The following is a 24,388-nucleotide window of genomic DNA, read 5'->3' on the forward strand; positions in this document are numbered from 1 at the left end:
CCGTGTTCGGCCTTATCGCCAGTTGCCGAGATCCGCATTCTCTCCCTCGCCGCCCTCGGCGCCGTCGGCACCCAGAGAAAAGACGTCGAACGTGCCGTTTCGTCCGGGAACCGTATAGAGATACGGACGTCCCCAGGGATCGTCGGGCAAGCGCTTGACGTAGCCGCCGCGACGATAGCGATCGGGCTGCGCCAGCGACGCCGGTGGCTGGACGAGCGCGCGCAGACCGTCCGATGCGGTCGGATAGGTCAGGTTGTCGAGCCGGTACATCTCGATCGCCTGTTCGAGCAGCGCGATGTCGGCCTCGGCCTTCTTGCCCATCGCCTTGTCCTGGCTCGGCAATACGTTGATGACGACGATGGTGGTGAGCAGGCCGATGATCACGATCACCACCATGAGCTCGACCAGCGTGAAGCCGTGTTCGCGCTTGCGTCCGCGCCTTGCCCCCTCGGGCGCCTTTTCAGGCGTTTCTTGGATGAAAATGTCTGTAATCATTTGGAACCTCAAATACCGGCAAGCGATTGGAGCTGGAGGATGGGAAGCAGGATCGACAATACGATAAGCGCCACGATACCACCCATCACGACAATGATCAGCGGTTCGAGCAGCGACAGCGCCGCCGTGGTGAAACCGTCGAATTCGCGCTCTAGATAATCTGCGGCGCGTTCGAGCGTCAGATCGAGCTTGCCCGCGGCTTCACCGCTGGCGGCGAGGTAAACGAGCAGCGGCGGAAAAACATTGGCGCGCTTGAGCGCGACAGACAGGCTGCCGCCACCGCGGATCGCCTCGACAATGTCTTCGGACGCGGTACGCAGCGCGCGGTTGTGGATCGTCGGCGTGGTGAGCGCGAGCCCCTCCAGCAGTGGCAGGCGGCTCGCCACCATCGTCGCCAGCGTGCGCGACATGCGCGCCGCGTGGAGGTCGCGGATCAAGCGGCCGATCAGCGGAATGCGCAGCAGCGAGCGATCGAAGCGCAGCCGGATCGCGGGATCGCTGAGCGCGCGCCATGCGACAACGCCAAGCAAAGCGATCAACGCCAGCAACAGCCACCACCAGTTGACCAGAAAATCGGAAATCCCGATGACGATGCGGGTCAGCAGCGGAAGCGCCTGCCCCACCGTGTCGAACTGCTCGACCACCTTGGGCACGACGAACACCATGAGCGCGATCACGACGAACACCGCGACGATCGCGAGCACGACGGGATAGGCCATTGCGCTCAACACCTTGCCACGCACCTGTGCCTGCCGCTCGAGCAGGTCGGCAAGCCGCTCGAGGATCGTATCGAGCGTGCCGGAGCTTTCACCCGCCGAAACCATCGCACGGTAGAGCGGCGGGAAGCTTTTGGGTTCGCGTGCCATCGCCTCGGACAGCCGCCGTCCCTCGACCACCGCGGCATGCACCGTCTGGAGGATCGTGCGGACATGCACCTGCTCGCTCTGGCGCGAAATCGTGCGCAGCGATTCCTCGAGCGGCGTCACCTGAACGAGAGTCGCGAGCTGGCGCGTGAAGAGCGTAAGCTGCTTGGGGCTCAGCTTCTTGCGCGCAAAGGCCCTGCCCGAGAGCAGCGACGGCGCTTGCTGCGCCTGCCCGGTCCCGGGCTCGATCCGCACGACGTAGAAGCGCCGCTGGTCGAGCCGCGCACGCGCGTCCTCGACGCTCGGCGCGGCGACGGTCCCCCGCCGCTCGCGCCCGCTGGTGTCGAGCGCCAGATAGTCCCAGTCAGGCATCGACCGCTTCGCGACGCGATATCCGGACCGCCTCCTCGGGCGTGGTCAGCCCCTCGCGCACGAGCTTGCGCGCGGCCGATCCGAGATTGGGGTGATTGAGAAAGGCGTGGCGCGCGATGATCGCCTCGTCGCCGCCGTCGTTGATGAGGCGGCGGATGGTCTCGTCGATGCGGATCGCCTCGAACACGCCGATCCGGCCCTTGAAGCCGGTGTGGTTGCAATTGTCGCAGCCGACGGGCTCGTAGATCACCGTGCCCGGATCGAAGCCGAGCAGCGAGCTGACCGATCCCGACGCCTGCACAGGACGGCGGCAATCGGGGCAAAGCCGCCGAACGAGGCGCTGCGCAATCACGGCGCGCAATGTCGAGGCAAGCAGGAAGGGCTCGATCCGCATGTCACGCATACGCGTGATCGCGCCGACCGCGTCGTTGGTGTGGACCGTCGACAGCACGAGGTGGCCGGTGAGCGACGCCTGCACCGCGATCTCGGCGGTCTCGCGGTCGCGGATTTCGCCGACCATGACGACATCGGGATCCTGACGAAGGATTGCGCGCAGCCCCGCGGCGAAGGTCAGCCCGACCTTGGCGTTGACCTGCGTCTGCCCGACACCCTCGATCGCATATTCGACAGGATCCTCGACGGTCAAGATATTGCGCGTGCCGTCGTTGAGCAGGCGCAAGCCGGCATAGAGCGTGGTCGTCTTGCCCGAACCGGTCGGCCCGGTGACGAGAATAATACCATTGGGCTCGGCCAGTGCTTCGCGCAGCAACGCGTTGGTTTCTTCGGACATGCCAAGCACGTCGAGCGTGATCCCGGCATTTTCCTTGTCGAGAATGCGTAGCACCACGCGCTCGCCGGCGCGGCTGGGCAACGTCGAGACGCGGACGTCGAGCAGCTTGCCGCCCAAGGTCAGTCCGATGCGCCCGTCCTGTGGCACCCGCCGCTCGGCGATGTCGAGCCGCGCCATGACCTTGATGCGGCTGACGACGACGGGCGCGACGTGCGGCGGCATGCGCAGCGTTTCGCGCAATACGCCGTCGATGCGCATGCGGACGATCAGCCCGGTTTCATAGGGCTCGATATGGATGTCGGACACGCCCTGCCGCGCGGCATCGGCGATGATGCCATTGATCAGCCGGATCGCGGGCGCGTCGTCGGCCGTGTCGAGCAGGTCGTCCGCGGTGGGCAAATCGGTCGCGAGAAGGTCGAGATCGTCGCCCAGTCCCAGCGAACCCGCCGCCATGGCCGCCGCCTCACCACCCAGTGCGTAACGTTCGGACAGCAGCGTGTCGAACGCCGACGGCGTGACGAACTCGACGGCAAATGGCTGGCCCAGCCAGCGTCGAACCTCAAGCAACGCACGCGGATCAGCACCCTCACGCATGGCGATGCCGAAACGGCCCTGCTCGTCCTTCTCCTTCAATACCACGCCGAACTTGCGGGCGAAGCCATAGGGTATGTTGACGATCAGGACGGGGCTGTGCGCCCCTTCGGGCGGGAGCGTTTCGGCCGCAGGCTCGGCAGTCGTCTCTCCGCGACGAATCTTCATTGTGGCGCCTCACTGACTGGGACTTCAACGGGCCTGATCGTCTGAGTCGAGCTGCGCTGACGGATCTCGCCCGGAGCGGGTTCGGGTTCGGCAGCCGCTGGTGCAGGCAATGCAGGCACGGACGCTGGCTGCCTCTGCTCGACGGGAATCGGCGGCGACATGTTGAGATAGTCGCGCACCAGTTCGTCGAGCGTGGGCTCACGATCAGGCCGTGCGAGAAGCTGCTCGCGCCGCGCATAGCCATAACGCTGCTCGGTGATCGCGCGCGCCTCAGAGGCGCTGCGGACGATCGTCGGACGGATGAAGATCATCAGGTTGGTCTTGCTGCGCTGGCGTGCCTTGGCACGGAACAGCGCGCCGATTCCGGGGAGGTCGCCCAGAAACGGAATTTTCTCGATGGTACGGCGTTCATTGTCATCGAGCAGGCCGCCCAACGCCACGATCTCGCCATCGTCGACGGTGATCGTCGTCTCGATCTCGCGCTTGTTGAGGATCAGCTCGTTGAAATCATCCGAAACGGGACCTGCGATCGAGCTGACTTCCTGACGCAGGAACAGCTTGATCGCGCCGCCCGAGTTGATCTGGGGTTTCACTTCGAGCTGGATGCCCACATTCTGGCGCTGGATCGTGCGGAACGCGTTGTCGAAATTGTCGCTGAGCGCTTCGCCCGTCGACACCGGAATTTCCTGCCCCACGAGGATCTTCGCTTCCTTGTTGTCGAGCGTGTAGAGCCAGGGTGTCGACAGGATGTTGGACTTGTTGTCGGATTTCACCGCGTTGATGATGGCGCCGAAAATGCCGTCCTCTCCGATCTTGGTAGCAATGCCGGCAATGCCGCCGCTCGCACTGAGCACCTCCTGCAACGCCGCCTGTTCGAGGTCGCTGAGCCCCGAATCGTCGTCGTCGGTGTCGTCGTCATTCTTTTTAAGCTCGCGCTCTGCGACCGCGGCGCCCAAGACGCCGATGCGCGGCGCGACGTTGGAATAGTTGGTAATTCCGAAGGGCAGATTGCTGCCCGGCTTGCCCCCGAACAGGAACTGGACGCCTAGCTGTTTTGCCGCGATGTCTGACATCTCGACGATGATCGCCTCGACCAGCACCTGTTCGCGGCGCGTGTCGAGCTGGCGGACCACTTCGCCCAATTGGCGCTGCACGTCAGCGGGCGCGGATATGATGATCGCATTGGCGCCTTCATACCGGGTCACGATCGCCGCCCCCCTGCCGGGAGTGCCCAGCGGATTGACCCCCGTCGACACCGGCATCGACACGGGGATGGCCATGGCGTTGCCGTTGCCATTCCCGTTGCCGCCACCGCCCGACGCCGCGGCCGGCGTGGGCATGGTCGGCTGTTGCCCGATGAGCTGTTGAAGCACGGGAAGCAACAGCGCTGCATCGGCATGTTCGAGCCAGACGACTCGGATTTCGGTGCCGCTCGCCGCTCGTACGTCGAGGTCACGTGCGATCTCGACCAGTCGCGCAACGGTCGAAGGATCGCCCCTGAGCGCGATCGAGTTGCTGCTGTCGATAGGCACGATGGTGGCTGCGGGTCCGCGGCCCGGCGCGCCCTCGGCTCCCGCCACCCCAGCGCCGACAAGTTGCTGCAGCGAAGCAGCGATCTCGCGCGCGCCCGCATTCTTCAGCGGCACGACCGTGGTTGACGCGCTGTCCCTGTCGATCTGGTTCACGAGCTGGCGGATACGCCGGACATTGTCGGCAAAGTCCGCCACGACGATCGAATTGCCGCTGCGGTTGGCGGTGACCGAGCCCTCCTTGCTGACGAGCGGACGTAAGGTCTCGACTGCCGAAGTCGCATCGATCGATTTCAACCGGAAGACTTCGGTGACGAAGGCATTCTGCGCACCGCCGCGAGTGCCGACGCGTCCGGGCTGCGAGGCCGCGGTGTCGGCGGGCTGGACGCGAAACGCCCCACCCGCGGTCGGTACTGCGACGAGACCATTGGCGCGTAGCGTGGAGAGGAACACCTCGAAATATTCGGAACGCGAGAGCGGCCGGTCGGTCACCACCGACACCTTCCCCTGCACCCGCTGGTCGATAATGAACGTGCGTCCGGTGACACGCGCCGCGTCCTGAATGAACGCGCGGATATCGGCATCGCGGACATTCAGCGTGTGTTGTGCGGCCAGTGGCTGGGCCACGATCAGCGCAAGGGCCGTGGCGGCACCGGTCAGGAATTTTTTCATTATCTCGCTATCGCAATGGCAATGGGAATGACTTCGGCGCCGCGTTCGACGGTGACCGAAAGGGTGGAGCCGGGCCGCGCCGCCGCCGAAAGCCGCGTCGCGTCGTCGGGCGATCCGATGGGCTGCCCGTTGATGGCGACCAGGATGTCGCCGTCGCGGAAACCCGCCGAACGGAATGCGGTTCCATCGCCGCCCGAACGGACGACGAGGCCGGTGATACGGCCGCCTTCGGTGCGCGGCAGGAACTGGATGCCCTGGCGGATCTGATCGACGCTGACGGGTGCACCGCCAGAGGCGTCGAGCGTGGAGTCGGTCGCAACGCCGGGCGCGATCTCGGCCGCCTGCGGGGCTGCGACAGATTGGTCGATATAGAGCTGCTCGATCGCACCGCCGCGATCGATGCTGACGCTGTCGAACGCCACCGATTTCAGGATCACGCCGGGCAGAATCTCGTCGCCCACTGCAAAGCTGGTCTGCACGCCGTCAGGGCCGGCAATGATCGCCGATCCGCGCCCCGACACCTCATCAAGGCGTGTACCGAAAAGCGTCAGTTGAAGCGAGGTCACGACCGCCGTCCCCGAATCCTGCAGCCGGAAGAAGGGATCGAAACTGCGGAAAAGCTCGACGCGATTGGCCACCGCGCCCGCCGCTCGATCCTGCAATCGCCAGGTGCCGAGTGGATTCACGGGGGTAACGATCGTCCACACCAGCCGTGCGCAAAGCGCCGCGAGCACCGCGAGGAGCACGAGTTCTGCAACGCTGTACGCGCTGTAGCGCGGCAGGCGCCGCAACAGCCGCTTGGCTCTGCCATCAAGACTAAGACGCAATTGCTGCTCCCCGGACGAGACGGCTGCGCTAGTGCGGCATTGTTACCTGTCCATGACGGTCATATTGCCACAATGTGACATTGAGCAACTGCTTCTACGGTTCTACTCCGTAATTCGTCCGGATTTCCGGCCTGCCCACTTGAAATCGACGCGGTGCCTCGGCTTATGATCGGGCATGGCGACCACCATCCATAACGGCGTCGGCAATTCGTCAGCCGATCATCTTGCAGCACAGCCACGGGTGCAGCGCGTGCCCACTCCGAAACTCAACCTGTTCATCCGCAAGGGTTTTCTTGACCATGATCGCTGTGCGCATATCATGGCGCGCATTGACGAACGCAGACGCCCCTCCACGCTTTCGGACCATAATGGCGACGCGACCTACAGAACGAGCGAAACCTGCGATCTCGACTGGAACGATTCGGCGGTCATCGCACTCGATGCGATGCTCTGCGATCTTCTGGCGATCGACCCGCAGTTCGGGGAGCCGATCCAGGGCCAACGCTATGCCGTGGGGCAGGAATTCAAGGCGCACACCGATTATTTCGAACCGCGCGGAGAGGATTTCATGAAATATTGCGCGGTGTCAGGCCAGCGGACCTGGACTGCGATGCTCTATCTGAACGAACCCGATGCGGGCGGCGCGACGCGCTTCAAAGCGATCGACAAGATCGTGCAGCCCGAAACCGGCAAGCTGCTGTGCTGGAGCAATCTACGCCCCGACGGCTCGCCAAATCCGGCGACGATCCGTCATGGGATGAAGGTGCGGCAAGGCACCAAGTACATCATTACCAAATGGTTTCGGGAAAGGCCCTGGCCGCGGTGAGATCAGACCAGGCCAAGCCGTCATCCCAGCGAAAGAGCATCGGGTCGGATCGTCCCCCGGACGATCCTTGAACATGCGGGGCATGTTCAACCCGATGCTGATCTGCCACCGAATAGCGCGCGATCTGGTTGGCAGATGCCAGCCTCCGCTGGCATGACGGATTTTTTTGGGAGACGGCTTGATCCGCCCCCCTGTTCCCTCAGAACTTCATCTCAACGCCCAGCGACAGGCTGGTGCCCACATCATAGCTGTTGATGTCGACGCGGTTGTCGCCCGCCTGCTGATATTCCTCGTATCTCTGGCCCGTTATGTTCCGCGCCTCGAACTTGAGCTCAAATTCCTTGCCGAGGAACTCGACGCCCTCGCGCATCACGAAATCGAGGCGGATGCCAGGCTTCTCGACGATATCGGGCTGAACGCCGAGCCCCTGGATCGGGCCGCGATTGGTGACCCGCTTGCTGGCATAGGTAAGCATCAGCGTCTGCTGGGAAAGCCCGTCGGTGCTCTCCATACCGACCTGAATATTGGCGAGGTGGTCCGACTGGCCGGTCAGCGGACGCGAGCGGCCCGGAGCGAAGAAATTGGCCGCGGGTATGACGTTGCCGAACGAGTCGATCACCGTGTCCGTATCGCTGAATTTGATCTTGGAATCGGTGTAGGTGTAGTTGCCGATCAGCACGAGACGACGCGACGCGAAGAAGTCCATGTCGGACAGATTGTCGAGCGCGACATATTTCTGGATCTCGATCTCGGCGCCGTAAAGCTGGGCCTCGGGCACGTTGATGAAGCTGGTCTGCAAGGTGTCGCCACCCGCCAGGAAGCCATAGGCCTCGATCGGATCGTTGATCTTCTTGTAGAAGCCCGCGATCGTCACGCGCTGCCCTTGGTCGAAGTACCATTCATAACGCGCCTCGGCGTTGATGAGCGTGCTGTCCTGCAGGAAGGGGTTGCCGAAATACTGGCGGTCGCTCTCGGGATCCTGATAGACCTGAAGGGCGAGTTCGCGGAACTGCGGCCGCGCGATCGTCTTTGAGGAAGCAAGACGGAACTGCATGTCTTCGGCGAAGTTCCAGGTCAGCGTCGCCCCCGGCAGCCAGTAATCGTTGTTGATGCGCGTCGGCGGACTTCCCGCGCCCGTGCCGAACAGGTCGGTCGGCGTCACGCTCTGCTTGCCGTCCTCGTAGCGCACGCCCGCCGAGAAGCGGACAGAGGGAACCAGCTCGGCCTCGAACTGCGCATAGCCGGCCTGAACCTCGAGATCCGCACTATACGCCGCGGCACCCGACTGACCCGAGGTTTCGGTCAACTGGATGTTGTGCGTGTAGATGTTGAAGTCCGAGAGCAGATAGTCGGGCCGTTCCTGCGCCACGGGGCCCAGCGGGGCGCCCGCGGGCACGAAACGGAACTCGCGGCGTACCGAATCGCGCTCGGTCTTCGTGTAAGCATAGCCCGCACTCAGCGTGATCGGCATCGATGTCGGCAGCTTGTACGAAAGGTCCAGGCCCCCGGCATAAACGTCCTCGTTCAGGTCGCTGAACGCGATACGCGCGCTTTGGCCCGGCGAGGTCAGGTTGTTGACGAAATCATCGACGCTGGAGTCATAGGCGTAGCTGAAGCTGCGCTCATAAGGCGATTCACGTTTGGTATTGGCATAGGTGCCGCGCACATCGACGGAAAGGTCGTCGAACTTGAACTCGCCGACGAACTGCGTGTCGAACAATTGCCGCTCGAACCAGCCGGTGTTCTGGATGATGACCGGGGTGTCTTCGTCGAGGCTCAGCAGGTCGAAACCACGCGAAAGCTTGCCCTGCTTGATCGTGTCGTGGATGTAGACGTTGGTCCATCGGACCTTTTGATCGCCCCATTCCGCGCCAAGGCCGAGCAGGCCGTTTAGCACAATGCGGTTGTCGGTGATCACCGCGCGGAAGTCTCGCGACAGTGAGCCTTCGAGATTGGGGTCGCTCGAGGTCTGCTGGATCGCGTCACGCGTGCGCCAGCTATTGCTGAACGACGCGCTGGCGATCAGGCCCAACTGGCCATCGTCGCCGAAATCCCAGCTCTTTCCGCCCGAAATATCGGTCGAAAAATTGGCGGGAATTTGAGAATTGCGTTGCAGCACCGTCGTCGGCGCGTTGGTCAGGCTCGCGGTGATATCCTGCATGTCGCGCGCGGTGAAGTTGGCGCCTTCGGTGATCAGATTGCCGCTGTCGAACGCAGCCTGGAGCGGACCGGGGACATCGCGTGCGCCATCGTCATAGCCCGACCAGTCGGTATCGCTGCCATAATAGGTGTAACCGAGCTGACCCGTCGTTTCCGTGTCGCCGCTGATGCCGACACCCATTTTGAAAAAGGGCTCGTCGGGGATCGCCTTGGTGGTCAGGTTGATGACGCCACCGCCGAATTCGCCCGGATAGTTGGCCGAATAGCTTTTCTGGACGAGCGCGCTCGCGACCAGGCTCGACGGGAAGATGTCGAGCGGGACGACGCGCTTGAGCGGTTCCGGCGAAGGCAGCGGAGAGCCGTTGAGAAGCGCCAGCGAATAGCGGTCGCCAAGTCCGCGGACATAGACGAAGCCGTTGCCGACGACGCTGAGGCCGGTGACGCGCTGAAGCGCGCCGGCAATATCGCCTTCACCCGTACGCTCGATGTCGGCGGTCGAAAGCACCGAGATGACCTCGGGTGTCGCGCGCACCGGTTCGGGGATGTAGCGGCCGGTGACGACAATGTCTTCGACCATGTCGCCGCCGGGTGTGGAGACCTCGACGGTCTCTTCCTGAGGCTCGTCCTGGGCCGCAGCCGCATCGCTTTGGGCCGGGGTGGTCTGCGCGATCGCGGCAGGCGCGATCAGCGCGGTGGTGATGAGGAGCAGGCTCCCAAGAGTCAGCGGCTTCTTCATGAAGTATCCCCGGATCATATATAAGATGCCGGGACGGCAGCTTGTTGGCCGCCGTCCCGAGCTCGTTTTCGTCAGCTTCAGGCGGCGGGCAGCGCGGTGCAGGCCGAGTTGCTGCCGAAGTTCGCTGTCGCGGAGTCGCAGGTCCAGCCGCGGTACCAGGTATCGTTCGCGTCGCGGACGGCGCCGATATAGGTCGTCGTCGTGAAGAACGCGTCGATCGTGGCCGCGTTGAATGCCGTCACCGCGGTTTCGTTGGCGCCGTTGACGAACACATTGGCGAGCGATGCGGTGAAGGCCGAGTTGTTGTTGGTACCCGCGTTAAAGGCTGCGGCCACGGCGGCCTCGTTGCCGTCGGTGCGGAAGGCGCCGGCGGTGCACTGCATCACCACCGATTGGAACACCGGCGGGCCAGCCTCGTCGAGCGCAGCGTTGGTCGCCTGCGTCGTCGCTGCGTCGTCGAAATCGAGGCAGAAGCGTGGGCTGGTGATCACACCGTTGAAGAACGAATAGTCGGTGCCGCCACGCAGCAGGACCGCGTTGGATCCCGTCGCAGCGCCGGTCTGGCGGTGGACGAAGGTGAAGTTGGCCAGGCGCACGTTATCACGCGGGGTTGCGTCGTCGTTTCCGGTGGTTTGCGCTTCGATCATCGTGTCGCCGCTCGTGCCGCCGGCGCGCTGCACCGCGATCACGAACTGGAGGAAGCCCTTGTAACCATTGTCGGTGTCGATCCCGTCATCGTCGGCGCCAGTCACGATCAGATGCTTCACGTTCTGGCGGCCGCCGAAGAACTCGACACCGTCGTCCGAGCTGTTGTGGATCTGGACGTGATCGATCGTGGTAGCCGAGCCGACGCCGCCCGTGGTCAGGCCCTGGAGCTCGTTACCCGGCGCGATTTCGAAGCCCGAATAGCGGATCTGGACATAGCGGAGCTGGCCGCTGTTGTCGGCGGGCGCCGCGCCGCCATAGAGCGCGTTGGTGGTGCCTTCGATCTGGTTCTGGCAGCCGACGCTGCCGCCCGGGACCGCCTGGCTGCAAGCGTTGATCGGTGCGCGACCGAGCAGTACGACGCCGCCCCACTGGCCCTGCGTGTCATCGGTGGCGGTGCCGACGACGTTGGCGCGCGCGGTGAAGATGATCGGCTGCGTCGCGGTGCCGACGGCATTCAGGCGCGAGCCGCGGTTGACGACGAGGAAGTCGTTGCCCGACGAGGCGAAGATGACGACGCCCGGATCGATCGTCAGCGTAGCGGACTGCCCGCCCGCTGCGAGACCATCGCCACCGACGTCAGTGCCGACATCGACGCGGCCGGCGAGCGAGTAGATCGTGCCGGGCAGATTGGCGATCTGGAAATTGGTGCTGATACGGCCGGTGATCTGGCAGTTGCGACGGTTGGCGATGACGCCCTGATCGGTCGTCCCCGTCGGGCAGCTCGCCGCCGGCGGAGTCGGCGTGGGAGTCGGTGTCGGCGTGGGGGTGGGCGTCGGCGTCGGAGTGGGCGTCACTATGATGCTGCCGTCACCCGGCGACGCGATGTCGTCCGCACCGCATGCTGCCAGCGTGCTCAGCGCGCAACCCGCGAGGAAGATCGAGCTAATCCGTTTGATCGAGGCCATGATATATTTGCTCCGGCTATCCGGTTTCAGGAATGAGCTGGCGGAGAATGGCCGAATCAAAGCCCCCTTCTTCCCGCCCTCCGGTGCGGTCCCTAGAGGCGGTTGATGACGGCGTTGTGCGAGTCAGATGACGCTTTGGAGACTGTCACATGACGCTTTTATTTCGCACAATCGCGCGATTGCAGGAAATGCAAGGGGCCATGCCGCATTGCGGCATGGCCCCGGTGTAAGCGTTGCGAAAATAAGTTTACAGTGCCGTCAACTTTCGCCCGTCTGCCAGCCTCCACCCAGTGCGCGGAAGAGATCGACCTGCGCGGTCGCCACGCGCGCATCGGAAAGCGCAAGGTCCGCCTCCGCCCCCGCCAGCGTCCGTTCGGCATCGAGCACTGCGAGCGAGTCGGTCTTGCCTTCACGCAGTCGCGCGCGCTCGATCCGCGCCGCGGTTTCGGCCTGTTCGCGCGCAGAGGTCAGCGCAGTGCGACGATCGAGTTCGTTGGCGTAGAGCGACAGCGCGGTTTCGGTTTCCTGCAGCGCGCGCAGCACCGTGCCGTCGAAGCTGGCGAGCGCTGCCTGCGTCGTCGCCTCGGCCTGCTCGATCCGCGCGCGATTGGCCTCCTGATTGGGGAACGACCAGCTCAAAAGTGAACCCAGTACCCAGCGCAGTGGCCCGCCGCCGAACATGTCGCCGATAGACGAACCCGTCGATCCGATCGAACCGCCGAAGCTGATCCGCGGATAGAGGTCGGCAGTCGCAACCCCGATACGCGCAGTTTCCGCCGCGAGCCGGCGTTCTGCCTCGCGGATGTCGGGCCGTCTTGCCAGCAGCGCGCGGCCGTCGCCTACCGGGATCGGCTGGTCAAGGCGCAAGGTGGTCCGGCGCGCGCCCGCCTGGGTGGGGAGCTCGGCGGGCGCGCGACCGGTGAGCGTGGCGAGGCGGAACAATGCCCCGTCGCGCTCGGCTCGAAGCGGAGGGAGTGCGGCGCGTTGCTGATCGCGGAGGGATGTGACGCGAGCAACGTCGAGCCGGGTTCCACGCCCTGCTTCGTAGCGTTTGGTAGTCAGGTTGAGGGTCTGGTCGATAAGCTGGACCGTGCGCTCCGCAACCGCGAGCCGTTCGGCCGCTGACGCAGCATCGGCATAGGCGCGCGCGGTTTCCGCGGCGACCGCCACACGGACCACATCGTGCGTCGCCGCGACGGCATCCGCATCGGCATTGGCCGCCTCGATCGAGCGCGTCACGCGGCCGAAGAGGTCGACTTCATAGGAGATATCGAGCCCGGCGTCGAAGCTCCAGTCCTCGCGCTGCGCGCCGGGCGCGCGCTGCTCCGACGGTATGCGGCCATAGCTGGCGCCCGCGCCGATCGTCGTCTGGGGGAGACGACCGGCGCGGGTCTCACGCAGCACCGCACGGGCGCGCGCAAGATTGGCGGTGGCGATGCGCAGATCGGTGTTCGCCGCAAAGGCGTCCGCGATCAGGCTGTCGAGTACGGGATCGTTGTAGAGGCGCCACCAGTTGGCGTCGGGCTCGGCGGTGTTCACCACCGGGCTGGCCGATCCGATGAACGCACCTGCCGAAGTGGAAGGCGTCGCTGGCGCCCGAAAATCGGGGCCCACGGTGCAGGCGGCAAGCGTCAGCATGCTGGCGAAACCGAGTGCGATTGAACGAATGCGGGACATTGCTTGTCTCCTTATTCTGCTGGCTGCAGCGCTTCTGGCTGCTGCGACCGCCGCCGGGCGAAGCGCTCGGCGAGGCTCCGGCTGGCGACGTAGAAGGTGGGCGTGAAGACGAGGCCGAAGAAGGTGACGCCGATCATGCCGTAGAACACCGCGGTACCCAGCGCCTGACGAAGCTCCGCGCCCGGCCCCGATGCGAACACCAGCGGAACTACGCCCAGAATGAAAGCAAAGCTGGTCATCAGGATCGGCCGGAGCCGTGCCCGCGCGGCTTCGACCGCAGCGTCGACGATGCCTGCCCCCCTCTCCTCCGCCTGCTTGGCGAACTCGACGATCAGGATCGCGTTCTTCGCCGCGAGGCCGATCAGCACGACCAGACCGATCTGGGTAAGGATGTTGTTGTCCAATCCGCGCAAATTGACGCCCGCCATCGCGGCCAGCAGCGTCATCGGCACGATCAGGATGATCGCAAGCGGCAGGATCAGGCTTTCGAACTGCGCCGCCAGCACGAGGAAGACGAACACCACCGCCATCGCGAAGACGATCGCCGCGGTGTTGCCCGCCGCCTTTTGCTGAAAGGCGATGTCGGTCCACTCGCCACCGAAACCGGCAGGCAGCTCTTCGGCGATCTTCTCCATCGCGACGATCGACTGGCCCGACGAATAGCCCTTGGCGACCTCGCCATCGATCTCGACCGCGGGGAAGAGATTGTAGCGGGTGACGCGGTAGGGTCCGGTCTTGTCCTCGAAGGTCGCAACTGCACCGATCGGCACCATCTGCCCCGAGTTGGAGCGCGTCTTGAGCTGCGGAATGTCCGCCGGATCGTCGCGCCATGCGGCCTCCGCCTGCGCAGTCACGCGGTAGGTGCGGCCGAGCAGGTTGAAGTCGTTGACATAGGCCGAGCCGAGATAGACCTGCAGCGCCTCGAACACGCGCTCCGGCGGCACGCCCAGCATGTCCGCCTTGGCACGGTCGATATCTGCGTACACGCGCGGCGTAGCCGTATTGTAGAGCGTATAGACATTGGCGAGGCCGAGGGTCTGGTTGGCCTTGCCGATCAGGCCGCCCGCGGCCTGTTCAAGCGCGCGTGCGCCCTGCCCCGTGCGATCCTGGACCATCATGCGATAGCCACCCGCCGCACCCAGCCCCTGGATCACCGGCGGCGGAATGACGAACACCATGGAGTCGTCGAGGTCCGCGACGGCGGCGCGCATGTCGGCCGTGATCGCGGCTTCGGTGCGCCCGGTGCCGGCACGTTCCTCGAACGGCTTGAAGGTGATGTAGGCAGCCGCCGCATTGGATGCCTGTGTTCCCGACGCGCCATCGAAGCCCGAGAACATCACCGCATCCTGCACGCCATCGACTTCGAGCAGTTTCTTCACTCCCTTCTTGAGCACCGCATCGGTACGTTCGATCGATGTGCCCGCGGGAAGCTGGAAGGCAGCCAGGACGTAGCCCTGGTCCTGCGCCGGGATGAAGCCCGCGGGCGTCACCCAGAACAGGCCGATGGTCGCTGCGATCAGGCCCGCATAGGTGACAAGCATCTTCTTTGGCTGATGGACGAGCCGGCGCGTGATATCGCCATACCAGACGCTCAGCCTGTCAAAGCCGGTGTTGAAACGCTGCGCGCCGATAAAGGCCATGCGCCGCCATCCGCTTGCCGGCGCCTCGGTCGCCTTGGGCTTTAAAAGCCGTGCGGCGAGCGCCGGCGACAGCGTCAGCGAAAGGATAAGCGAGATGATCGTGGCGGTCGAGATCGTCACCGCGAACTGGCGGTAGAACTGACCCGATATGCCCGTAATGAACAATGTGGGGATGAACACCGCGCACAGCACGAGCACGATCGCGATCAGCGCCATCGAGACCTCGTCCATCGAACGGTGCGCCGCTTCGCGGGGAGATAGCCCGTGCTCGAGATTACGTTCGACATTCTCGACCACGACGATGGCGTCGTCGACGACGATGCCAATCGCGAGCACCAGCCCGAAGAGCGACAACGAGTTGAGCGAATAGCCGAGGCCCGCGAGCACCGCGAAGGTGCCGATCAGCGATACCGGGATCGCAATCACGGGGATAACCGCCGCGCGCCAGCTCTGGAGGAAGATGAGGATAACGATGACGACGAGCACGACCGCCTCGAGCAGCGTTTCCTGCACTGCGTCGATCGACTTGCTGATGAATTCGGTCGGGTTCCAGATCACCCGATAGGCCATGCCCTTCGGGAATTTCTGCGAGGCGGCCTCCATCTCATCGAGAATGCCGTCCGCAGCGGCAAGCGCGTTGGTGCCGGGCCGCTGGGTGATGCCGAGCACGAGTGAGTCCTGGCCCGAGAGATAGGCGTTCACGCCATAGTCCTCGGCGCCCAACTCGACGCGTGCGACGTCCGTCAAGCGCGTGATCTGGCCTTCTGCGCCCGTCTTGATGACGATGTTGCCGAATTCGCGCGGATCCTTGAAGCGGCCCTGCGTCTCGACATTGAGCTGATAGGCAGCGCCCGTGTCATAGGGCGGCTGGCCGACCGAACCGGCGGCGACCTGCACGTTCTGCGCGCGCAGCGCCGCGACGATCTCGCCCCCCGTCATGCCGAGCGCCGAGGCGCGGCCGGGATCGATCCACACGCGCATCGCATAATCGCGCGCGCCGAAGAGCTGCACGTCGCCGATGCCGTCGACGCGTGTCAGCCGGTCGCGGACCTGCGAAAGCACATAGTTGGAGACATAGGCGCGATCGAGCGAGTTGTCGGGCGAATAGACGTTGACCGCCATCAGCCAGGACGGCGACGTCTTGCGCACCACGACGCCCAGCCGCCGGACTTCCTCGGGAAGCCTTGCCTCGGCCAGCGCGACGCGGTTCTGGACAAGCACCTGCGCCTGATCGAGATCGGTGCCGAGCTTGAAGGTAACCGTGACGGTCAACCTGCCGTCGCCCGTCGACTGGCTCGATATATAGAGCATGTCGTCGACGCCGTTGATCTCTTGCTCGAGTGGCGCAGCGACCGTGTCTGCGACCGTTTCAGCCGAGGCGCCCGGATAGCTCGTGCTCACGGTGATCGTGGGCGGAACGACGTCGGGATATTGCGACACGGGCAGCCCGAAAAAGGCGATCGCGCCGACAATGGTGATGATGACCGCGATGACGCCCGCGAAGATGGGGCGCGCGATGAAGATATGGCTCAGGCGCATATCGGTTCTCTCTCTTTCCCGCCGCCCCGCAAGGGAACGGGGCGGCGGACGGGTTTGAAATCAGCGCGTGGCGAGCGTCGCTTGCGACGCTGCTGGTGCCGAGAAGGACGCCGCAGGCCCCGCCTGTGCGGGCGGCACGACCTTGCCGGGACGCGTGGCAACCTTGCTGCCTGGCTGCGCGAACTGGACGCCGGAGATGACGACCTTGTCGTTCGCGCCGAGACCCGAGCGGACACTGCGCAGGCCGTTGACCAGCGGGCCGATCTCGACGGGCCGGACCGCGACGCTGCCGTCCTTGCCGACGACATAGACGACCTTGCGCGTCTGATCGGTCTGAACCGCGGCGTCGGGGATCAGCAGTGCATCGCGCGTGCCTGCGGCGGACAACCGCATGTTGCCGAACATGCCGGGCGCCAGGAAATAATCGGGGTTGGAGACGACCGCACGCCCGCGCATCGTGCCCGAACCGGGATTGATGGCATTGTCGGTGAAGTCCACCCTACCCTTCCAGCTATAGCCCGCCTCGTCCTGCAGGCGGATCTCCGCCTGCTGGTCGGGCGCCTTGCCCGCCTGCTTCTCGCGCAGCGACTTGAGGTAGAGCGCCTCCGATCCGTCGAAACTGAAATAGATCGGGTCAAGCGCGAGCACCGTCGTCAGCATCGACTCGTTCGCCGAGACGAGATTGCCGATGTCGACGCGGCGATCGGAAATGCGCCCCGTCACCGGTGCCCGCACCTGCGTGAACTCCACGTCGAGCGCGCGCTGGCGGATCACCGCGTTGGCGGCCGCCACGCCTGCCTCGGCCGAACGCGCCGCGGCGCGGAGCGTATCGACTTCCTCCTGCGACACCGCATCGTCATCGACGAGCCGCGACGCGCGCGCCAGTTCGCTGCGTGCCAGCGCGAGCTGGGTCTGCGCGCTCGCGGCACGCGCCCGCGCCTCGTTGAGTGAAGCGAGGAACGGACGCTGGTCGATGGTGAAAAGCAGTTGGCCCTTCTGGACGATGTCACCGTCCCTGAAATGGATGGCCTGGAGCTGCCCCGAGACGCGTGGCCGGATCTCGACAGACTGGCTCGCCTCGAAGCGCCCGACATAATCGTCCCATTCGACGATGCTGCGCTGGAGCGGTGCGCTCACCGTTACCGTCGGAATCGGCGGAGCGTCGGCCTTGGCCTCCTGGCCACCAAACCCCTTGATGCCCACAAGCGCGAGCACACCCAGCGACACGGCAGCGATGCCCCCCTTTGCCCGTCGTGAAAGCCTGCGCGCGAGCGGACCGGTCTCGGGTTGGGGGTCGATGTTACGCTCAGCCTGGTCCACAGGCTTCGGAAAGAACTGGTACATGATGATCCCTCTCGTGCCCGTTCAGTGGGCGAAAAATGCTGCGCGCGCGTTGCTTCTCAACCACGCGGCCTGCGCGCGGTTGAAGCCAGCGCGCAGGAATGCGTTGACCTCCATGTCGGCGAGCCGGTCGCCCGCGGTCCGCGCAAGGATTGCGAAGCGCCTGAGCGCCTCGAGCCGGGGATCGGCGAGCGGGTTTGCGCGCCTGATCGCGAACAGCGCCGCGATAAAGGCGCCAATCCGCGAGGGCGGCTCAAGGCTGGCCACCGTTTCTCCCCTGGACAGCGCGATCACGCTCAGTTCCAGCGCGGAGAAAGGCAGATGGTTCTGGACCGGATCGGCGGCGCCGAGCTGTGCGTCCGCAACGGGCGCATCTGCGACGGGCGCGAAAAGTCCTTCGTCGAAGGCACGATATGCCATCGGAAAACTCCCTGTTTTGCTATGCCGTTGACGAAACCGAATCGGGTGACAATAATGTTACTGACTGGTACGTCCTGATATGTTACGTACCGTTCAGTAACATTTCGTCAAGTCGAAACTTTTGGATGAACCGCACATGAAGGCCAAAGAAAAGCTATCAGGGTGTAAAGGGGATGCGCTGGAACCGCGGAAAAACGCGGCACAGCGGGTATTCGAGACCGCGCAGGAACTTTTTTACCAACGCGGTATCCGTGCCGTGGGCGTCGACGAGATCGTCAGCCAGGCGGGGGTCACCAAGCCGAGTCTCTATCGCAGCTTTGCCTCGAAGGACGAACTCGTCACCGCGTGCCTCGACAAATATGCAGAGGACGCATGGGCACAGATCGACGCCGCGATTGCCGCGGCGGGCGATGATCCGCGTGCCCAGCTCGACGCCTTTATCGGCCACTATGCTGATCAGATACGGCAACCCGACTTCCGTGGCTGCCCTATGGCGAACACCGCGGTCGAGTTTCCCGAGCCCGGCTATCCCGGGCGCACCAAGGCTGAGACCTGCAAGGTCGAGGTGCGTGCACGCCTGCTCGACATGACCCGACGGCTGCCCGCGCACGATCCGGAAGCACTGGCGGACGGACTGCTGATGCTCGTCGAGGGTGCCTACAGCACATATCATGTCTTCGGCAGTCAGGGCCCTGCAAGCACGCTGGTCCAATCGGCGCGAACGCTTATCGACGCGTATGTTGCAAATGGGTCACAGCGCTCGGGCTAGTTTGCCACTTTCTGGGTCTGTTTATCCTGCGTTCAGGTGGTCGCTGGGAATGTCGCGCCCTTGCCCGACAAGAAAGCGACATGCGCTTCGATTTGAATCTTCTGAGAAATCTGGCGATGCTGCTGCACACCCGAAGTGTCACCAGCGCCGCGCAGAGGCTCAATATGAGTCAGCCGGCGATGAGCCGGTCACTCGCGGAACTGCGCCATTTGCTGGGCGATCCGCTGCTTGTGCGCACACGCGGCGGCATGCTGCTTACGCGCCGCGCCGAGGAGTTGGTTGCACCGGTTCAGCAATGGCTGCACGAAGCCCAGCGGCTCGTCCGCCCGCCGCACATCGACCTCGCAACGCTTGAACGCCGCTTCCAGATCTGCGCGACCGACTATGGCGTGCTTTCGGTGCTTCGCACGGCGCTGCCGGCGATCATGGCGGCAGCCCCAGGCGTCTCGCTCGATATCCGACAGAATACAGGGGATGTCGTCGCACGGCTTGCCGCGGGCGAAGTCGATCTTGTGCTCAGTTGCACCGAACCCGATCGCACGCTCGTCCATGAACGGCATTTGCGCCGCGAGGATTTTGTTTGTCTCGTCAGGCATGACCATCCGCTGGCGCTTCAGCGTGGCGTTCCTACACTCGACGATATCCTCGCCTGGCCACATGTCAGCGTGAGTGTCAGCGAACCGACCGACGATCCGGTCTCGATCGCGCTTGCCAGACGGGGGCTGGCGCGGCGCACAGTAGCTACGACACCCTATTTCGCCGGTGCGCAGAGCCTGCTCAACGAAACCGACATGGTGCTAACCCTGCCGGCAAGCATTGCGCAGAACCCGGCGGTGAGCACGGGGCTGCGCCTGATCCCGGCGCCTCCCGAAATGGGCGGCTTCGACTATTGGCTCATGTGGCATACACGTAGCCAGAGCGATCCTGCAACACATTGGCTGATCAACATTATCTCCCGGGAATGCGCGAGGGAGGCGTGCGACGAGCCGTTGCTTATTGCCGCTGAATAACACTTATCCGGTATCGGCATTTTCCTTCCCTCCTGCCTTCTGACATGAACCCGTCCAACAGGGGAAATTGACAACAGAACCGCGCATGCGCGGTCGCCAGGGTGTGCCCGCCAGCCGGGTTCGCCCACGCGTCCTTGCGTGCTCGAAACGGAGCTTCCCGCCGTCGCATCGCTGATGCGCACCTGCATCCCCTTCCCGCCCTCAAGGACATTACCGCCAATGCGTAGCCTGCTTGCTGCAACCTGTCTCACGCCCGTCGCGTTGCTCTCGACGACCGGCCAGCTCTTCGCCGAAACCGTCGTCAGCACTTCGGTGACAACGCCATACAGGACGTCCATCGCGGCCAATGGCGCGCGCGACGATGTTCGCGTGGCGTCCAACGGGGCGGTGAAGCCCGTATCGGGGGTCGCGATCACGCTCGACAGCAACAACACCGTCAAGAACGAAGGCACGATCCAGATTACCGACGCCAACGATGCGACCGGCATTCTCGCGACGCCCGGCGTTTCCGGTTCGATCACCAACTCCGGCAAGATCATCATCGACGAGAGCTACACGCCCGCCGATGCCGACAAGGACGGGGACAACGACGGGCCGCTGGCGCAGGGAGCGCGTCGCTTCGGCATACGCATTGCGCCTGGAGGCACCTTTACCGGCAGCATCACCAGCAGCGGAGAAATCACGGTTGAAGGCAACGATTCCGCGGGTATCGCAATCGACAGCGCGCTCGCCGGATCGCTCAATAACAGCGGAGCAATTTCAGTCACTGGCGATCGCAGCTATGGCATCCGCGCAGGCGACGTTTCGGGCGATGTTACGCTGAGGGGCGCGATCTCGGTGCGTGGCGCCGAGTCCGTGGGCGCCGCGCTGGACGGCGATATCGGTGGCAAGCTTGTCATCCAGAGTGGCATCACTTCGACGGGGTATCGCACAAGCGCACCGCCGTCCGACACCTCCAAACTCGACACGGACGACCTTCTGCAGGGCGGACCCGCGCTCCGCATTGCCGGAAATGTGACCGGCGGCATCCTCTTCGACGTTGCTCCGGCGGACAAGGATCCCAAGGACGCCGATGAAGACAAGGATGGCATTCCTGATGCAAGCGAAGGCGCCGCCGCGATATCCTCGATCGGCGCAGCCCCCGCGGTACTGATTGGCTCGACAACCGAGGACATCGCCATAGGTGCGGTTGCGGGCAATGCCAGCGGGCACGGCATCGTTATGAAGGGCGCGATCAGCGGTGCGGGCACGTACAAGGATGTCGCTGCAAACGGCATGGTGATCGGGGGGCTTGGCGGCGCGGTGAACATCGCGGGCGGGATGACCGTCGAAGGGTCGATCATCGCCACCTCGACCGGCGCCAACGCCACCGCGCTGCGTATCGGCAATGAAGCCAGCGTCGCGACGATCGCGGTGTCCGGGCGCGTCGAAGCCGCAGGTGGCAGCGTCGCGACATCGAATGTTGCAGCCGTCGCGATCGATGCAGGCGCCAATGTCGGCAAGATCACCAACAGCGGCCTCGTCCGTGCGACACGGACGGGTGCGGATGGCACCGCGGTCGCGATCGTCGATCGTTCGGGCACGCTCGCGCTCATCGAGAATACGGGCGCCATCACCGTGGCCGGCCCCGCCGCAGATTCGGGCAAGGCCATTGCGATCGACCTGAGCACCAACACCGCTGGCGCCACCGTGCGCCAGACCGTCGTCACCGGCGCCGGTCCTACCATCACCGGTAACATATTGTTTGGCTCGGGCGCAGACGTCCTCGATATCGCCGATGGCTCGGTTACAGGCACGACACGCTTCGGCGCGGGCGCCAACCGGCTGAATCTTGCGGGCGATTCGACCTATGCCGGCAATGTCGTGTTCGGCGCGGACGCCGACACCGTGACGCTTGCAGGGACCGCCAGCCAGGCCGGCAGTATCGATTTCGGTGGCGGCGCGGACGCGTTGTCGATTTCGGGCACCGCGAGCTTCACGGGAACGCTTTCGGGGGCGAACGGGCTGGCGGTGAACGTCGCAAGTGGCTCGCTCAATCTTACAGGCACCGGAGCGGCCGCGATTGCATCGCTCAACGTTGGCGCCACCGGAGCGATCGGCGTCAATATCGACGGAGCCACCGGGGCACACACCACCTATCAGGTCATAGGCAACGCCAGCTTCGCACAGGGTTCAAAGGTGCTGGTCCGCATGTCGAGCCTGGGCGCAGCCGAAGGCCAGTACGTGATCGTCCGCGCTGGCAGCCTGACCGGCGCCGCCAATCTCACCAGCGCCGACACCGTCCTGCCCTATATATTCGCGAGCACGCTGAGCGCCGACACCAACGCCGGCCAGATCTCGCTCAACGTGCGCCGCAAGAACGCGACCGAGCTCGGGCTCAACCGTTCGGAAACGGCGGCCTACGACGCGATCTATGCCGCGCTCCGGGCCGACAAGCCGCTGGGCGACACCTTTCTGACGATCGCCGATGGCGACAACTTCCGCGGCCAGCTCCGCCAGATGCTGCCCGAACATGCCGGCGGCATTTTCGAGACGGTGACGCAGGGCTCGCGCGCAACCGCGCGGCTCCTTGCCGATCCCAAAGGGCCGTTCAAGGCCGAAGACGGATGGCGTTTCTGGATCCAGCAGGTCGCCTGGGGCACGAGCAAGAATCTCGGCGACACCGCCGCCTATGACGTTACCGGCTGGGGCATATCGGGCGGCGCGGAGATCGTCACCGAGAGCGTCGGCAATTTCGGGTTCTCGCTCGCCTATCTCAATGGCAAGGACGCCGACGGCGAAACCGCCAATGAGGTTCTGTCGGGGCAGTATGAAGCGGCCGCCTACTGGCGCGGACAATGGGGCGCACTGCGTGCCCACGCTCGCGCATCCGCAGCCTATGTCGACCTGTCCGGCAGCCGCTTCTTCAAGGCGGGCGACGGGGCCTCGGCCGTCTCGCGCGCCGCGGCGGGCGAGTGGAACGGCATGCTCTATTCGGCCTCGGGCGGCGCGTCCTATGAGATCAAACTCGGGCGGCTGAGCCTGCGTCCCACCGGCTCGCTCGACTATTACCGCCTCAAGGAAGACGGCTACACCGAAACCGGCGGCGGCACCGGCTTCAACCTGATCGTTGACGACCGTACCAGCGACGAGTTCGCAGCCTCTGGCACACTGGCACTCGCCTACGACTTTGGCGGCAAGGCGGTCGACTCAGGCTGGTTCCGTGCCGAAATTGAGGGCGGACGCCGGCAGCTCATCGGCGGAGCACTTGGCGCCACAACCGCGCATTTTGCGGGCGGACAGGAATTCGCGCTGCTTGCGGAAGAACGTGAAAGCGGCTGGATCGGCGCACTGCGTCTGATCGGCGGCAATGCGGGCTTCCGGCTTGGCGGCGAGTTCAACGCGGAGGAGCAACAGGGTCGCGCCGCGGTTGCCTTCCGCGCCTCCCTGCAGATCGGCCTCTAGCGTACGCTAGGGCGATCTGCCGGGCATGGCCCGCGCCGTTCCCAACACTTCGGCGCGGGCCATGGTTGGCCTGCGATCTTTTCCTTGCATCCGGCGGCCCCGACGACTTTATCGGCGACGAACCGGCTGACGAAAGGAACAGATATGAGCGGAACCGTCCTCATCACGGGCGCTACGGCGGGAATCGGCGCGGCCGCTGCGCGACGTTTCACGCGTAATGGCTGGAAAGTGGTGGCGACGGGTCGGCGGCAGGAGCGGCTCGAAGCGCTCGTGGCAGAGCTTGGCGCTGACAAGGTGCATGCCAGCGCTTTCGACATGCGCGACGCTGCCGCGATCGACAATGCCGTTGCCGCGCTGCCCGATGGCTTTCGTGACATCGATGTCCTGATCAACAATGCCGGACTCGCACTCGGGACGGGGCCGGCGCAAGACGCCGACCTCGCCCAGTGGCGCCAGATGATCGACACCAACATCACCGGCCTCATCACGATCACGCACCGGCTGTTGCCCATCTTGATCGAGCGCAAGGGCGCGATCCTCAACATCAGTTCGACCGCCGCCACCTACCCCTATCGCGGCGGAAACGCCTATGGCGGCACCAAGGCATTCGTCTCGCAATTTTCGCTCGGGCTTCGCTCCGACCTTCACGGCACTGGCGTACGCGTCACTTCGATCGAGCCGGGTATGGTCGAAACTGAATTCACGGTGGTGCGCACAGGCGGCGATCAGGCCGCGTCCGACATACTCTATGGCGGCGCCGACCCGATGACCGCCGAAGATATCGCGGAAACGCTGCATTGGGTCGCAACCCAACCCGCGCACCTAAACGTCAACCGCATCGAATTGATGCCCGTCTCGCAATCCTTCGCCGGATTCCAGGTCGCGCGCGGCGGCTAAAACGGCACG

16 protein-coding genes are annotated in these 24,388 nt (G+C 64.5%); 5 read left to right on the plus strand and 11 right to left on the minus strand.

Annotated elements, in window-relative coordinates:
- Nucleotides 1-12: 12 nt before the first annotated feature.
- The 5 genes from gspG to D3876_RS00690 are packed head-to-tail and all read right to left on the minus strand — an operon-like array spanning nucleotide 13 to nucleotide 6,307.
- Complete coding sequence (gene gspG / locus D3876_RS00670; RefSeq protein WP_119759218.1) at nucleotides 13-495, minus strand: type II secretion system major pseudopilin GspG; 483 nt, start codon at nucleotides 493-495, stop codon at nucleotides 13-15.
- Between the two features lie 8 nt (nucleotides 496-503).
- Nucleotides 504-1,730 carry a type II secretion system inner membrane protein GspF gene (gene gspF / locus D3876_RS00675; protein WP_119759219.1) on the minus strand — a complete coding sequence of 409 codons (1,227 nt, stop codon included), beginning with the start codon at nucleotides 1,728-1,730 and terminating at the stop codon, nucleotides 504-506.
- Nucleotides 1,723-3,279 carry a type II secretion system ATPase GspE gene (gene gspE / locus D3876_RS00680; protein WP_119759220.1) on the minus strand — a complete coding sequence of 519 codons (1,557 nt, stop codon included), beginning with the start codon at nucleotides 3,277-3,279 and terminating at the stop codon, nucleotides 1,723-1,725. Before gspE ends, gspF begins: the two co-directional genes overlap by 8 nt.
- On the minus strand, nucleotides 3,276-5,480 hold the full coding sequence (gene gspD / locus D3876_RS00685; RefSeq protein WP_119759221.1) for a type II secretion system secretin GspD: 2,205 nt from the start codon (nucleotides 5,478-5,480) through the stop codon (nucleotides 3,276-3,278). Before gspD ends, gspE begins: the two co-directional genes overlap by 4 nt.
- Complete coding sequence (locus D3876_RS00690; RefSeq protein ID WP_119759222.1) at nucleotides 5,480-6,307, minus strand: type II secretion system protein N; 828 nt, start codon at nucleotides 6,305-6,307, stop codon at nucleotides 5,480-5,482. Before D3876_RS00690 ends, gspD begins: the two co-directional genes overlap by 1 nt.
- Before the next feature lie 175 nt (nucleotides 6,308-6,482).
- Between D3876_RS00690 and D3876_RS00695 the strand changes: the two genes are divergently transcribed.
- On the plus strand, nucleotides 6,483-7,133 hold the full coding sequence (locus D3876_RS00695; RefSeq protein WP_119759223.1) for a prolyl hydroxylase family protein: 651 nt from the start codon (nucleotides 6,483-6,485) through the stop codon (nucleotides 7,131-7,133).
- A gap of 199 nt (nucleotides 7,134-7,332) precedes the next feature.
- On the opposite strand, the gene D3876_RS00700 is transcribed toward D3876_RS00695, so the two are convergent.
- The 6 genes from D3876_RS00700 to D3876_RS00725 all read right to left on the minus strand — a co-directional run bounded on the left by D3876_RS00700 (nucleotide 7,333) and on the right by D3876_RS00725 (nucleotide 18,259).
- On the minus strand, nucleotides 7,333-10,029 hold the full coding sequence (locus tag D3876_RS00700) for a TonB-dependent receptor domain-containing protein (protein ID WP_119759224.1): 2,697 nt from the start codon (nucleotides 10,027-10,029) through the stop codon (nucleotides 7,333-7,335).
- A 77-nt stretch (nucleotides 10,030-10,106) separates the two neighbouring features.
- Complete coding sequence (locus tag D3876_RS00705; RefSeq protein ID WP_119759225.1) at nucleotides 10,107-11,642, minus strand: hypothetical protein; 1,536 nt, start codon at nucleotides 11,640-11,642, stop codon at nucleotides 10,107-10,109.
- Nucleotides 11,643-11,900: 258 nt separating this feature from the next.
- On the minus strand, nucleotides 11,901-13,319 hold the full coding sequence (locus tag D3876_RS00710; RefSeq protein WP_119759226.1) for an efflux transporter outer membrane subunit: 1,419 nt from the start codon (nucleotides 13,317-13,319) through the stop codon (nucleotides 11,901-11,903).
- Between the two features lie 11 nt (nucleotides 13,320-13,330).
- Nucleotides 13,331-16,498, minus strand: a complete 3,168-nt coding sequence (locus D3876_RS00715; RefSeq protein WP_119759227.1) for an efflux RND transporter permease subunit — start codon at nucleotides 16,496-16,498, stop codon at nucleotides 13,331-13,333.
- A gap of 60 nt (nucleotides 16,499-16,558) precedes the next feature.
- On the minus strand, nucleotides 16,559-17,842 hold the full coding sequence (locus D3876_RS00720; protein WP_119759228.1) for an efflux RND transporter periplasmic adaptor subunit: 1,284 nt from the start codon (nucleotides 17,840-17,842) through the stop codon (nucleotides 16,559-16,561).
- A gap of 21 nt (nucleotides 17,843-17,863) precedes the next feature.
- Nucleotides 17,864-18,259: a hypothetical protein gene (locus D3876_RS00725; protein ID WP_119759229.1), complete on the minus strand. Its 396-nt coding sequence runs from the start codon at nucleotides 18,257-18,259 to the stop codon at nucleotides 17,864-17,866.
- 136 nt (nucleotides 18,260-18,395) lie between these two features.
- On the opposite strand from D3876_RS00725, the gene D3876_RS00730 reads away from it, so the two are divergent.
- The 4 genes from D3876_RS00730 (at nucleotide 18,396) to D3876_RS00745 (ending at nucleotide 24,379) form a co-directional block, all read left to right on the plus strand.
- Entirely contained in the window at nucleotides 18,396-19,028 is a 633-nt protein-coding gene (locus D3876_RS00730; RefSeq protein ID WP_119759230.1) for a TetR/AcrR family transcriptional regulator, read from the plus strand.
- Between the two features lie 80 nt (nucleotides 19,029-19,108).
- On the plus strand, nucleotides 19,109-20,038 hold the full coding sequence (locus D3876_RS00735; protein ID WP_119759231.1) for a LysR family transcriptional regulator: 930 nt from the start codon (nucleotides 19,109-19,111) through the stop codon (nucleotides 20,036-20,038).
- A 219-nt stretch (nucleotides 20,039-20,257) separates the two neighbouring features.
- Complete coding sequence (locus D3876_RS00740; RefSeq protein WP_119759232.1) at nucleotides 20,258-23,482, plus strand: autotransporter outer membrane beta-barrel domain-containing protein; 3,225 nt, start codon at nucleotides 20,258-20,260, stop codon at nucleotides 23,480-23,482.
- A gap of 144 nt (nucleotides 23,483-23,626) precedes the next feature.
- On the plus strand, nucleotides 23,627-24,379 hold the full coding sequence (locus D3876_RS00745) for an SDR family NAD(P)-dependent oxidoreductase (RefSeq protein WP_119759233.1): 753 nt from the start codon (nucleotides 23,627-23,629) through the stop codon (nucleotides 24,377-24,379).
- Nucleotides 24,380-24,388: the final 9 nt, after the last annotated feature.

The organism is Sphingomonas cavernae, from assembly GCF_003590775.1.
Classification (GTDB): domain Bacteria; phylum Pseudomonadota; class Alphaproteobacteria; order Sphingomonadales; family Sphingomonadaceae; genus Sphingobium_A; species Sphingobium_A cavernae.

Bases quoted from the DNA above. Each gene is read 5' to 3' on its own strand.
- D3876_RS00705 (WP_119759225.1), bottom strand. From the start codon at position 11,642: ATGGCCTCGATCAAACGGATTAGCTCGATCTTCCTCGCGGGTTGCGCG.
- D3876_RS00700 (WP_119759224.1), bottom strand. From the start codon at position 10,029: ATGAAGAAGCCGCTGACTCTTGGGAGCCTGCTCCTCATCACCACCGCG.
- gspG (WP_119759218.1), bottom strand. From the start codon at position 495: ATGATTACAGACATTTTCATCCAAGAAACGCCTGAAAAGGCGCCCGAG.
- gspF (WP_119759219.1), bottom strand. From the start codon at position 1,730: ATGCCTGACTGGGACTATCTGGCGCTCGACACCAGCGGGCGCGAGCGG.
- D3876_RS00725 (WP_119759229.1), bottom strand. From the start codon at position 18,259: ATGGCATATCGTGCCTTCGACGAAGGACTTTTCGCGCCCGTCGCAGAT.
- gspE (WP_119759220.1), bottom strand. From the start codon at position 3,279: ATGAAGATTCGTCGCGGAGAGACGACTGCCGAGCCTGCGGCCGAAACG.
- D3876_RS00720 (WP_119759228.1), bottom strand. From the start codon at position 17,842: ATGTACCAGTTCTTTCCGAAGCCTGTGGACCAGGCTGAGCGTAACATC.
- D3876_RS00715 (WP_119759227.1), bottom strand. From the start codon at position 16,498: ATGCGCCTGAGCCATATCTTCATCGCGCGCCCCATCTTCGCGGGCGTC.
- D3876_RS00710 (WP_119759226.1), bottom strand. From the start codon at position 13,319: ATGTCCCGCATTCGTTCAATCGCACTCGGTTTCGCCAGCATGCTGACG.
- D3876_RS00695 (WP_119759223.1), top strand. From the start codon at position 6,483: ATGGCGACCACCATCCATAACGGCGTCGGCAATTCGTCAGCCGATCAT.
- D3876_RS00735 (WP_119759231.1), top strand. From the start codon at position 19,109: ATGCGCTTCGATTTGAATCTTCTGAGAAATCTGGCGATGCTGCTGCAC.
- D3876_RS00730 (WP_119759230.1), top strand. From the start codon at position 18,396: ATGAAGGCCAAAGAAAAGCTATCAGGGTGTAAAGGGGATGCGCTGGAA.
- gspD (WP_119759221.1), bottom strand. From the start codon at position 5,480: ATGAAAAAATTCCTGACCGGTGCCGCCACGGCCCTTGCGCTGATCGTG.
- D3876_RS00740 (WP_119759232.1), top strand. From the start codon at position 20,258: ATGCGTAGCCTGCTTGCTGCAACCTGTCTCACGCCCGTCGCGTTGCTC.
- D3876_RS00745 (WP_119759233.1), top strand. From the start codon at position 23,627: ATGAGCGGAACCGTCCTCATCACGGGCGCTACGGCGGGAATCGGCGCG.